Source organism: Segatella copri (assembly GCF_019249655.2).
Lineage (GTDB): Bacteria > Bacteroidota > Bacteroidia > Bacteroidales > Bacteroidaceae > Prevotella.
The window spans coordinates 4248343-4260683 of record NZ_CP137557.1 but is presented as its reverse complement, the minus strand read 5'-3'; the positions used below and the strand labels follow the sequence as shown (position 1 = coordinate 4260683).

The window sequence follows — 12341 nt, the reverse complement described above, 5'->3', positions numbered from 1 at the left end:
TGACACTTATTATCTAATATTTTAAATTGTTTAATTAACCTATTTTTAAAGATTTTGAAATATCTCCACACCACCTGGATGCGAAATCGGTTGCAAAGTTACGAAAAAAAACGGAGAGTAGCAAATCACCCCATTTATAATATTTTAAGACACACTTACAACCAACTGAGAATCAAGCAACTAAGAAAGTTATCCACAGTTGCGTTTTAGTGACAGTGAAACAATTTTGAAACACCCCGAAATGGCTAAACTACAACAAGTTCGGTTCACATTTCGGGGCGTGAAACATCGTCTTTATTATTTAGACAAAATTAATTTAAGCTGTTTCCTGATTTCCTAGCATTTTAGGACAAAAACGCCCCTTTTACTTGTCTTTCTTGCCGAAGATAGAGAAGTGAACATAACGCTTTGGATGCGCCTTCAGGTCGATGACCAGAGAATCTGCGTGCGACATCGTAGAGGTCAGGTTGTCATAGAGCTTGGTATCGTTCATCAACAAGCCCAGACTACCCTTTCCGCTGTTCAACTGGTCGGTAAACTTCTGCGCACCCTCCAGTGTGGCATTCACTCTGTTGAGTGTGCCCTGCACATCGAGGCTAGCCAGGTTTGCCGTCAGTCGATTGGTATTATCGAGCACGCCATTCGCCTTGCCAATCATGCCAGGCACCTGCTTGTTGAGACCAGCCATCAACGTATTCAACTCTCGGGTAGAAACGGTGAGGTTGTTGGTGATAGTCTCCACGTTGTGAAGCGAAGCTGCCAGGGCAGGATCAGCCAGAAGGGCATTCACGTTTGTGAGGATGGAATCCAACTTAGGCAACATCTTCTCTACCACCGGCACCAGTTCGGCAGCCTTTCCCATCATTCCGGCGTTCACATAGCCAGGAATAATATCACCTGGTTCTATTCTCTGGCGCGGATTGTTGGCAAGCAGAAGGTTCACCTGGAGATTGCCCATGATGTCTTTCTCTATCTCAGCCTTGCTCCCCGCAGGAATTCTCAAATCCTTATTGATGTCGGCCTTCACCTTGATAGGGCCATCACCCGAATAGTCGAAATCCACCTTGTCTACCGTTCCCACCTTGTAACCATCGGCATAGATAGGAGTAGAGGCGCCCAGACCCTGGATGTCATCAAACGTCATATAATAGGTGTTGTTAGTGGAAAACAGGTTGATGCCTTTCAGAAAATTGATTCCGAAATACATCACCAAGATACCAACAACAGCTACCAACGCTATCCTAATTTCCTTTGTAAGTTTCATATCTATCTAATTTTGTTCTTTTTATTATCTGTTCCTATTCTGCTTGAATTCTCGGATAGCCTGATTCACATCATACTTCTCCCCATTCTTGAAGGCAATGATGAATGCTTCCGGGAACTTCTCCATCTTTTCCTTGCGCAAGCGATAAATCTCATTATAGTTGGTAGATGCTCCCAAGGTGTATTTCACCAGGTTGCCCTCCTGGAAGCTGTCGAATTCCGTTTCACCCTTGAAATGAGCATCGCCCTTTCGGAGATTCCGATTGCCTACGAATATCTGAAGTTTGAACACCGGTGCATCTTTCGGAGCATTTCGCGACTGAGAAGCTACCGTATCAGCCTTTCTGTCAGAATCATCAGTTTTTGCTGCTCTCGTTCTTCTTACGGGTTCCTGCTTCTTCACCCTTCTGTTTTCCGCCTCTTCCTTATAAGAATCCGGAACGATTTTCGGCAGGGTGCTTTCCTGTCGATTCGCAGCACGATAAGGCACGGAAACCGACCGGTCGTACTTGTTCTTATACTTGGCGAAAGCCTCGTAGATGCCTTTGGCGATGTCGTCAACCTTGGCATTATCATTCAAGAGCCGCTCCTCATCAGGCGTAGTGATGAAACCCAACTCTATCAGACAGCTCGGCATCGAAGTTTCTCTAAGCACCAGGAATCCAGCCTGATGTACGCCCTTATCAGGACGACAACCGCTATCGCACACGCTGCGCTGAATCATTCGAGCCAGCTCCACGCTGCGCTCCATGTTCTTACCCTGGATGAACTCGAAGATGATGTAACTCTCGGAAGACTTCGGGTCGAAACCTTCGTAAGTCTGCTCGAAGCCCTTCTCCATCGAAATCACCGAGTTCTCTCGCATCGCCACATCCAGATTGTCCTTGGCGCGGTGCATACCCAGCGTATAGGTTTCGAAGCCACGTGCCACCTTGCCTGCCGGAAGCGCATTGGTATGCACAGAGATAAACAGGTCGGCATTGGCACGATTGGCGATATTCGCACGCTCGTGAAGTGGAATAAACACATCCTGCTTGCGAGTATAGATAACACGCACCTCAGGCATGTTCTGTTCCACGTATTTACCGAAGCGCAGAGCCACGGTAAGATTGATATTCTTCTCCATGGAGATGGCTCCTCTAGCACCTGCATCATGGCCGCCATGTCCTGGGTCGATAACCAGCGTAAAACGCTTGTTGGCTGCGAAAGCCGTCACTACCAGCATACACATCAAAGCCAACAGCAATGTTATTTTCTTACACATCATTCAGATGATTTTGCAAAATTACTACTTTATTATCAGAAAACCTAAATCTACAGTTAAGTTTTATTATTTGTTAATACAACTTCCACTCCTGCACCGTCACTATCAGCACCCATCGGCGGATTTATCTTGGTAACAGACAATTGTATTTCCTTGATGGAAGGATAGGCGGCAAAGAGCGAATCGCCGATTCTGCCAGCCACATGCTCAAGGAGCTTGCTAGGCTTCGCCATTTCTCTTTTCAGCAGTTCATATACCTCGGCATAATTGATGGTGCCGCTGAGTTCATCGGTCTGCATGGCACGGGAGAAATCGTATTCCAGCGACAGGTTGACGAGATAATCGTTGCCCACCGTATTCTCTTGCTCCAACACTCCATGATAGGCATGGAAGCGAACATTCCTGAGATAAATCTTACTGCTCTTCACCATCGCTCACAGATTCAGAAGGGTTCTTTTCCTCAAGATTACACTTATCTTCCTGATTGCACTTGTCTTCCTGGATATCATCGTTGAGATACTTCTTCAGAGATCTCTCCACTCCCACACGCCAGGTGTTGAGGGTTTCAGAGGTAAGCTGAAGCTGATCAACCAGTTTGATGACGTTGGCGACAGGCATGCGATAGCGCAGTACGCCGGAAATCAGTTTGGCATAGTTCCAATACTCCGGATTGAACTTTTCGCTCAATCCCTCTACGGTAATCTTATAGCCACGCTTGTTGACAAACTGGAAGTCATATCGTTTCTGTCCCTCTCCGGTCACAGTCTTGATAATCTTTCCCTTGGTCACGGATTTCGGAAGCATGATGCCTTCGTCTTCATCCTGCAAACCGGTAAATATCTCGTATGGATGCCCGTTGAGCAATCCCACCAGGGCAACCCATTTTTCTTTATTGTTCTGGTATCTCACCACATCGCATTCCAGTTCCTTAGGGCGCACTTCCACCACCTCCGGGTCGCAGAGGGTGCCATGCGTCTCATCAGAGATCAATTTTGCCAAAGGTAGATGGAGCTTTTTCCAATCGGTGGTTTCTCCATCAAAATGCTCGTGAAGAGTAGCCAAACCGGCTTTCATCTCCGCCAGAAAAGCCTGGCATGCTTCTTCGAAGCTCATATCTTCAGTATATTTCATATCAAACGTTTAATAATTAGCTGCAAAATTAAAACAATATTTCTAAAATATGAAACGTTTGGGCAGATATTTCATCAAAAATTCGCTGATTGAACGATAATTAACCAAAAATTACTATAGAAGACGGCCGTTTTCGGAAAACTTTCAGTATCTTTGCATTAAAAAAGGAAAAAAGATATGGAATCAACTAAGAACAGAACCTCTATCCGCAAATATGCCGACAAAGAGGTTACAGATGAACTTTTGAACCAGTTGCTCGAAGAGGCGATGCGCACCCCTACCATGGGCAACCTGCAACTCTACAGCGTGGTGGTAACCCGAAGCGAAGAAGGCAAGAAAGCCCTGGCTCCTGCCCACTTCAACCAGCCGATGGTAACAGGCGCTCCTGTGGTGCTCACCATCTGCGCCGACTATCGACGCACCACCCTCTGGGCGGAAAACCGCAAGGGTACTCCGGGATACGACAACATCCTCTCGTTCATGAATGCGGCTACCGATGCCCTGCTCTTCACGCAGACATTCACCAACCTGGCAGAAGAGTCTGGTTTGGGTACCTGCTTCCTGGGCACTACGGTGTATATGCCAAAGATGATCATCGACACTCTGAAACTGCCGAAACTCGTGATGCCCGTTGCCACCCTCACCATCGGATGGCCTGCCGAGCATCCAGCCCAGAGCGATCGCCTGCCATTGCGCAGCATCATCCACAACGAACATTTCGAGGATTACACCCCAGAAAAGATTGATGATTTCTACGCCGAGAAGGAAGCACTGGAAGAGAATAAGGAGTTTGTACGCATCAACAACGTAGAAACCCTCGCCCAGGTTTTCACCGACATCCGATATACCAAAAAGGATTGCGAGGCCATGAGCATCGGATTTCTCGATGCCCTCAAGCAGCAGGGATTCCTCAAGTAAACAAAAAAGCGCATCAGAATTCTGATGCGCTTTTTTGTTTACTTGTTAAAACCGGTAACCTCCACGTATGGAGCCTGACCTCTGCCATCCTCATTGCGATAAGAAACCTTGATCTTCTTACACTCATTCGGCATCAGACTGAAGTAGTTGTCGCTGTAGATAACAGGCAGAATCTGCTCGCCATCACCACCCTTCAGGTTCAAACGGATCAAGAGAGCTGGCACATTGCCCGTGTTGCGGATTTCAACCTCGCCAATCCACTCTTCACCCTGCTGAACAAAGCGCTTGCCACTGATGGCAACCGTTGCCTTTGGCAGTTTAGAAAGTGCCTGGAGATTATCCTCCTCCTTACCCATCACGTAAAAGTTGTCAGATACCACCTGGTTGTTCTGCTGAAGCGTCAACTTGATGTAATAAACAGCCTCATCCGGCTCGCTTACGCTTACCGCATCAAGAGTCTGGTCTTCACCCACATTCACTTCCTGGCTATCCTCCTTAATCAGCTTTCCGTACATATCGAAAATCTGAGCCTTAGCCACCAGACCGTTCTTGGCGCCACCGGCAAAGTTAACCACCTCGGCAACCTTCTTCACTGGATTATACTGGATATGCAATGGCTCGCAAGCCTTCTTCACACCAAAGTAAGCAGCGGTTGGCTCGAAATAATAATCATAGGTACACCAAACCATGCTTGGCCAGCAGGCATGACTCATCCAGATGAGCAAACCGAGACGGTCTTGCTGAGAAGACTCGTACATCGCACGATAGCCATCATAGTTCAGCCACTGTGCCCACTTGGTAAACTGCTCTGCACTCTGAGGCTTGCCATATCGCTTTTCCATGATGTTGTTGAAAGATTCACCTCCCTGGGCACCCTTCAATGTATAATCATGCTGTCCCCAGGCATCACTTTGTGGCCACAGATGCTCCGGTTCCATCATTCTGCTCAGCGATTCGAAGGTAGGAACATTAGGCATACCACGCTCCGAATGCAACTTATGGCTCTGGTTAGCGAAGTAGAAAGATGGTGATTTCATCTGGTAAGGACCATGACCGCTCACACCCAGGTCGGCTGAGCTAGGAATATAGCCCAACTGTGGATGAATCGCCTTCACCTGCTCTCTCAGCACCTTATCAATGGATGCAGGAGGAAAGCCCTCGTTTCTGCCGCAATAGATGCCGATACATGCATGACTGCGGATGCGGGAGATGTAATCGGCAGAGTTCTCAAGGAACATCTTGTCGTCATCAGGGTCTGGTCCATCCCATGGGTTCGCCAGCCAGAAGTCCTGCCATATCATGATACCATGCTTATCGCATGCCTCGTAAAGTTCCTCATCGCCAATCTGTCCTACCCAGTCGCGAATCATATTGTAGTTCATCTCCTTATGGTAACGCACGGCTGCATCATATTCACGTCCACGATAGTTGAGGTTGGTCTCCGAGAACCCCCAGTTACCGCCCAGCGGATTCAATCGCTTGCCGTTGATGTAAATTTTGGTCTGGGTCTCCAGGTCGGTATAGCTCATCTGGCGGATACCTGCCTTATAGGTCAGCTCAGAAAGCATCTCGCCGGATGCCTTGTCAGATACCTTGAATCCGGCATCATATAAATAAGGTGAACCATAGCCGTTAGGCCACCAGAGATTCATGCGCTGGTTCTTGAGCTGCGGATAATCAGCAGGCGCAAAAGCCACCTCACACTTCTCGTTTGGCTGCAGACTTACTTCCTTTTCAAACTTGATTTTTCCGATATAACCCGTCAGTTTCACGGTCTTTGCCACAGCGTCCGCATTCTGCAGGAACACAGATGGTGTCATCGTTGCCAGGGTATCAGGCAAGTTCAGGGTGGATGTAACCACTGGGTCTGAAACACTTACGCCATTATCATGAGTAAGATACACATCATTCCAGATACCGATTTCACGACCTGGGGTATTGGTAATCCAGTCCCATCCGATAGAAGCATGGAAGGTAGGGTTATCAGCACCCAACTCACCACCATTCAAATCGGTGTTCTGAAGATTCTTCTGCTTCACTACGCCGAAGTGGGCATTCTTGATAACATGCACCTCCAACTTGTTGGCACCTGGCTTCAACTTATTCGTCACGTCGATGCGTGAGCGGATAAATGCACCATCTATACGTCCAATCTTCTGACCATTCAGCAATACATCCGCCTTCCAGTTGATACCATCAAAGTTGAGATAGGTATGCTGGTTCCTGTTGGCAGAAGGCTGATGGTTGATGGTGGTACGATACCAGAAATCAGAATTGAAGAACGACTCCGAAATCTGTCGCATATTGTCATCGTAGCGGTTATCAGGCACCGCCCCGATATTCATGTAGCTGGTAAGCACGGTACCCGGCACGGTAGCCTGAATCCAGGCATTGCTTCCCTCGCGGCGCAGCTGCCACTGGTTGAGCATCTGCTTGCCATTCTTGGAAGCCAGCGTATTGGCTGCCTCGGCATGCAAACCGCCCTTACCCATCACCTGCATTTCAGACAAGGCGAATCTGCCGGAAGCATCCGGTTCAATCAACTGCAATCTCACATATCTGCCATGGCCCTTGCAAGCCACCTTCTCTACCAGTCCCTTCTGCTTCTGCTGTCCCAGGGTAGCAATATCGCTCCAATTCTTGGCATCATTAGAAACCTGAATCTTTCCGTGGCGAGCCTTGTTTACCCAGAAGAGATTCACCTGGTCGAAGTCGGCCTCTGTACCCAAATCTACATAGAGCCACTGTGCCTTGGAACTCAACTTATCGGTTAAATCAGATTTCCATACACTTGAGAAGTGCATGGATGGACGCCATGAAGTGGTGTTATCGATGAGTTTGATACGCCACCAAGCCGCACCCTTCATCTTCATTTCGATGCGAACATGCTCATAGTTGCCCTGCTTCTTCAAAGGAATGGCAACATTCAGTTTTCTGAGTGGCAGGCGCACCACGTCCTGGAACTTGTTAGGGTCGGAGCTCACTTGCTGCTTGGTAGCTTCACCAGGAAGTCCGGTGCCTTTCTCCTCGCCGAGCACCTCCCATTTGGTACCATTGTGCGAACCCAAAACGCGAATCACAAAACCTTCGGAAGCCTTTTCCTTGTAGTAAGCCAGCTCACCGGTGAACTTCAGATTCTTGAGGTTCACCTTCATGGCATCCCAGTTGAACTCCACGAAAGCATCTTCACCTTTAATATATTGGCTTGTCACCGTATTGCCGTCAATCATCTTCTCCTTGTCACGGTTAGACAGCTCTCCCTCATTGGTTTTCACACTCAAGAACGAAGGAGCCTTACTGGTGATGATTCCATCGGTTACGAGATGTCCCGTAAGATTGAAATCAGCATTCGATGAAGTATATACCATTCGGTTCAAGGCGATGTTCCTATAGGTTTGATCCTTCACCATCTTAGGAGCCGTAAACTGCGATGGGCGTCCCGGATATTGTCCGATGCCCCTAGTCTCGGTCAGATTATCAGCATACGTCAAGCCTAGACTTTGGCTGAGTAAAGCTAAAAACATAACTGCTTGTTTCTTCATTTTTGTTTATTGAATAATTGATCTTACTAAGTTTTTGTGCAAAGTTACAAAAAAAACAGAAACCACGCTATATTTTAAACTAATTTATTTATTCTTGTAGATTTTAAGGGCAGGAAAAGGGTATCAGATTAATAAGAAAAAGCGCATCGGCAACTTTTATAAGTCCGATGCGCTTTTATATTTGATATACGAATCAACAGTCAACGATAAAACAGACTGTCAACTATAAACTGTTAACTATAAACTATTAACTTTCCCCTACTCCACAACAATAGGCTTGTACTTTGGTACCAAAGCCTTCATGATGCACCAGCCTACCAGATAAGCCACACTACAGATGCAGAATACAATCATATAAGCACCTGGCTTGCCATCGAAGCCCATGAAACTGAAGGCAGAACCCTGACCCTCTGCATAGGTGAAGAGCATACCGGAACCCTTGTTAATCAAGAATGAACCGATACCACCTGCCATCGCACCAATACCGGTAATGGTTGCAACAGTTGACTTAGGGAACATATCACCAATAGTAGAATAAAGGTTGGCTGACCATGCCTGATGACCTGCACCAAGCAAACCGATGATGATAGCTGGCCACCATGCACTGTACTCACCCATAGGCTGAGCAATCAAACCGAGTAATGGGAAACAAGCGAAAATCAACATCGCACGCATTCTACCGATATATGGATTCATACCCTTCTTATCTACAAAGTAAGTTGGCAAGTAACCACCACCAATACTCAATACGGTAACAATCGCATAAAGAGTGAAGATGAGGGCAATACCCATACCAGAATCTGAAGAGTAACCATACTGATCTGAGAAGTAAGCTGGAGCCCAGAAAAGGAAGAACCACCATACGCCATCAGTCATCAACTTACCCACGATGAACGACCAGGTCTGGCGATAGCTGAAGCACTTCAGGAAGCCGATGGTCTTCTCCTCAGTTGCCTCTGCGTTCTGATTCTCAGCCTCAACCTTGTCAAGGTCTTCATCCTGCTCAATGTAAGTAAGCTCAACCTTGTTTACATGCTTGCTCTCAGATGGCTTCTCATAAAGCCACATCCAGAGACCCATCCATATATAACCGAGCACACCGATGATGATGAAAGCCCACTCCCAGCCCATGCAGCGAGCCAACAATGGAATGGTTGCAGGAGCAGCCAAGGCACCTACAGAGGCACCACTGTTGAAGATGGCAGTAGAGAACGCACGGTCTTTCTTTGGGAAATACTCCGCTGTTACCTTGATGGCTGCAGGGAAGTTACCAGCCTCACCCACTGCAAGAATCAAGCGGCAAGAGAGGAACAACCATACACTGATAGTGGCGATAGCAACAGCTGCATCGCTACCAGCCTGTACCATGCGGAGTGCCTCGATAGAGTCATAACCCTCCATCTGCATAGCTACCCAACCGCAACCTGCATGCATCACGGCACCTGTTGACCATACGAAGATGGCAATGAGATAACCCTTCTTGGTTCCCATCCAATCCACAAACTTACCTGCAAAGAGGTTGGCGATGGCATAGAAGATGGAGAAAAGACCGGTAATCGTACCGTAGTCGTCATCAGTCCAGTGGAATTCAGGAGCGATGAAGTCTTTCCATGTTAACGACAGAACCTGACGGTCCATATAATTCACTGTGGTCGCAATGAAGAGCAACGCACAAATCACCCAACGGAAGTTGGACATTTTACTAGTTGAAATAGAGCTCATTTGCTAAGTTTTTAAGCGTTTTGTTATTCTAATGTAGGAATCTTCACTACCTGCATATCGTTATAGATAAGGTTTTCACCTGCCATACCCCAGATAAAGGTATAGTTGCTGGTGCCGGCAGCGCAGTGGATTGACCACTCTGGAGCAATCACGGCCTGCTCGTTGTTCAGCCAGATAGGACGGGTCTCCTGTGGCTCACCCATTACGTGAAGAATCTTCTGACCCTCTGGTACATTGTAATAAAGGTATGTCTCCATGCGGCGGAGGTGAGTATGAGCTGGCATGGTGTTCCATACAGAACCCTCCTTCAACTCGGTGACACCCATCTGCAACTGGCAGGTGCGAACACCAGCCACACCATCGATAATCAACTGATGAATCACGCGGTCGTTGCTCTCCTTCAGGCTACCAGCCTTGATGTTGTTGGCATCCTTCAGAGTCACCTTCTTGGTAGGATAAGTCTGATGAGCGCAGGCACTGTTCATATAGAACTTAGCTGGCTTGGCTGCATCCTTGCTGCTTACCTCGATGTTCTTGGCACCACGACCTACATAGAGGGCCTCCTGGAAACCAAGGGTATATTTCTTGCCATCCACGTTAACAGTACCCTCGCCACCGATGTTGATGATACCCAACTCACGGTTGTCAAGCAGGTTCTTCTGATCGTTTGGCTTGTCTGTATAGAGAGGTGCAATAGAAGTCAGCTTCAAAGGAGCGGTTGTTGGCTCTGCACCACCGATGAGGAAACGGTCGAACATGGTGTAGGTCCAGTTTACCTCACCAGGAGCGAACACCTTCTCGATAGCGAACTCGCTGCGGAGGCGATCTGTTGTGTAATGCTTGGCATCCATTGGGTTGCTAGCATAACGAACGTTATAGTTGGTGTAGGCATTCTCAGCCTTCACCTCATATCCACACTTACCACACTGGCCAAAAGCCTGACTTGCTGTTAATACCATTGCTGCTAATATTAATGTTAATTTCTTCATTACTTTTTTATTTTACTTTTTTACCTTTTTACTTTTTTACCATTCTCTCTTCCTTCACGATGCGCTGGCGGTTGATAACCATCAGGGCGATGGTGATGATGGTGAGCACGCCCATACCGATGTAAGAGAGCTTCACGCCACGATAGATAACCCATCCGAAGAGAGAAGAGGCGAAATCGAGGGCACCACCTGCGAATCCATCTGGAATATGAGCGGCATTATCGCCTGTGGCTGCATAAACCTGGTTGGCTGCCATGGTAAAGTCGGGAGCCATATCGGTTACAAAATAGAGACCGATAATCAAGGCTACCAAACCGATGATCAGAGTCTTCACCACATTACCCTTGGTAAATGGCAAGATCATTGGGAAGAGGTAGAACATACCTGCCAATGATGCCAATGGCAAGAACTGGTTACCTGGCAGGAATACGGCGATGGCCAGAATCACAGGAATCAGGATAACCGATACCACCAGGGTAGTAGGATGACCAATCACCAGGGCTGGACTCATACCGATATGCACCTTCTTGCCGTTGAACTTGGTCTTCACCAATTCCTGGGTTTTCTCAGAGATAGGCTTCAAACCGTCAATAAACAAGGAAGTGATACGAGGAATCAGCTCCATCACGGCTCCCATGGTCACACCGAGGAAGAGCACCTTCTTGATATCGAGCTGTGCTGCCCAACCAATCAGGGCACCCACGATGACTCCCAAAACCAATGGCTCACCCAGCACACCAAACTTCTTCTTCAATCCCTCTGCATCAATATCGAGCTTAGAGAAACCAGGAATCATATCCATTGCCTTGTTGAAGAGGATGGCGAATGGCATGAAGCTCTGGCAAAATGGCTGCGGAATGGAGATACCATCCAGGTCGTAGTACTTCTGGAACTTCTCTGCGGTCAAATCTGCACATACCAATGTAATGATGTAGCAGACGATGGCTGCAAAGTAACCCCAAAGCAGACTCTCACCCATCACGAAGTATGCCACGGCTCCGATAAAGGCGAAATGCCAGTAGTTCCAAAGGTCGATGTTCACCGTACGGGTGGTCTTGGTTATCAACATCAGGAAGTTGACTCCCAAGCAGATTGGGATAATCAAGGCACCCACTGCTGTGTTATAAGCCACGGCAGCGGCTGCAGGCCAACCCATGTCAAACACGTTCAACTGTAGGTGATAGATGTCGGAGATTGCCTTCAAAGGGTCGTTGAAGTTGGTTGTCAGCAAAGCCGTCACCACACCCAAGCCCACGAAACCCACACCTACGAAGAGTCCCGATTTCAAAGCCTTTCCGAATTTCATGCCGATACACAAGCCGATGACCGTGAAGATGATTGGCATCATCACGCTCGCTCCCAAGCTTATGATATAGCTAAATACCTGTTCCATTATTACTTTTGAATTGTTAATTAGTTAAGGAAATACATGCAAGTGTACCCCTTCACTTGTTTTTAGATGATTTGTTGGTTGCAAAGATACACTTTTTTCTTCAATTTTAATACGTTTTC

Annotated in this window: 8 protein-coding genes and 1 pseudogene; 1 reads left to right on the top strand and 8 read right to left on the bottom strand. The window is 47.4% G+C overall.

From position 1 onward, the window contains the following. Positions 1-364 precede the first annotated feature (364 nt). The 4 genes and pseudogenes from KUA49_RS17220 to KUA49_RS17205 form a co-directional block, all read right to left on the bottom strand. Entirely contained in the window at positions 365-1264 is a 900-nt protein-coding gene (locus tag KUA49_RS17220) for an MlaD family protein (RefSeq protein ID WP_203041345.1), read from the bottom strand. 24 nt (positions 1265-1288) lie between these two features. Then, positions 1289-2527 carry an N-acetylmuramoyl-L-alanine amidase family protein gene (locus tag KUA49_RS17215; RefSeq protein ID WP_218411738.1) on the bottom strand — a complete coding sequence of 413 codons (1239 nt, stop codon included), beginning with the start codon at positions 2525-2527 and terminating at the stop codon, positions 1289-1291. Between the two features lie 56 nt (positions 2528-2583). Further along, positions 2584-2958, bottom strand: a complete 375-nt coding sequence (folB, locus tag KUA49_RS17210; protein WP_218411716.1) for a dihydroneopterin aldolase — start codon at positions 2956-2958, stop codon at positions 2584-2586. Further along, a pseudogene (locus KUA49_RS17205) lies at positions 2942-3481 on the bottom strand (hypothetical protein); the annotation flags it as partial. The pseudogene KUA49_RS17205 and the gene folB, both read right to left, overlap by 17 nt. Before the next feature lie 354 nt (positions 3482-3835). Here KUA49_RS17205 and KUA49_RS17200 point away from each other — a divergent pair. Beyond that, complete coding sequence (locus tag KUA49_RS17200; protein WP_218411715.1) at positions 3836-4576, top strand: nitroreductase family protein; 741 nt, start codon at positions 3836-3838, stop codon at positions 4574-4576. Positions 4577-4614: 38 nt separating this feature from the next. On the opposite strand, the gene KUA49_RS17195 is transcribed toward KUA49_RS17200, so the two are convergent. The 4 genes from KUA49_RS17195 to KUA49_RS17180 form a co-directional block, all read right to left on the bottom strand. Then, positions 4615-8118: a glycosyl hydrolase 2 galactose-binding domain-containing protein gene (locus KUA49_RS17195; RefSeq protein WP_218411714.1), complete on the bottom strand. Its 3504-nt coding sequence runs from the start codon at positions 8116-8118 to the stop codon at positions 4615-4617. A 258-nt stretch (positions 8119-8376) separates the two neighbouring features. After that, the gene (locus tag KUA49_RS17190) at positions 8377-9840 is read right to left on the bottom strand and encodes an MFS transporter (protein ID WP_218411713.1); all 1464 of its coding nucleotides are present in this window, start codon (positions 9838-9840) and stop codon (positions 8377-8379) included. A gap of 23 nt (positions 9841-9863) precedes the next feature. Further along, the gene (gene kduI, locus KUA49_RS17185; RefSeq protein ID WP_203041339.1) at positions 9864-10829 is read right to left on the bottom strand and encodes a 5-dehydro-4-deoxy-D-glucuronate isomerase; all 966 of its coding nucleotides are present in this window, start codon (positions 10827-10829) and stop codon (positions 9864-9866) included. A 28-nt stretch (positions 10830-10857) separates the two neighbouring features. Further along, a complete protein-coding gene (locus tag KUA49_RS17180; protein ID WP_218411712.1) occupies positions 10858-12222 on the bottom strand; it encodes a PTS galactitol transporter subunit IIC in 1365 nt (454 codons plus the stop codon). Positions 12223-12341 lie beyond the last annotated feature (119 nt).

What these genes read in the sequence shown, in the direction of transcription:
- KUA49_RS17200 (WP_218411715.1), top strand. Translation starts at nt 3,836, where the DNA reads ATGGAATCAACTAAGAACAGAACCTCTATCCGCAAATATGCCGACAAA.
- KUA49_RS17215 (WP_218411738.1), bottom strand. Translation starts at nt 2,527, where the DNA reads ATGTGTAAGAAAATAACATTGCTGTTGGCTTTGATGTGTATGCTGGTA.
- KUA49_RS17190 (WP_218411713.1), bottom strand. Translation starts at nt 9,840, where the DNA reads ATGAGCTCTATTTCAACTAGTAAAATGTCCAACTTCCGTTGGGTGATT.
- KUA49_RS17220 (WP_203041345.1), bottom strand. Translation starts at nt 1,264, where the DNA reads ATGAAACTTACAAAGGAAATTAGGATAGCGTTGGTAGCTGTTGTTGGT.
- KUA49_RS17195 (WP_218411714.1), bottom strand. Translation starts at nt 8,118, where the DNA reads ATGAAGAAACAAGCAGTTATGTTTTTAGCTTTACTCAGCCAAAGTCTA.
- kduI (WP_203041339.1), bottom strand. Translation starts at nt 10,829, where the DNA reads ATGAAGAAATTAACATTAATATTAGCAGCAATGGTATTAACAGCAAGT.
- folB (WP_218411716.1), bottom strand. Translation starts at nt 2,958, where the DNA reads ATGGTGAAGAGCAGTAAGATTTATCTCAGGAATGTTCGCTTCCATGCC.
- KUA49_RS17180 (WP_218411712.1), bottom strand. Translation starts at nt 12,222, where the DNA reads ATGGAACAGGTATTTAGCTATATCATAAGCTTGGGAGCGAGCGTGATG.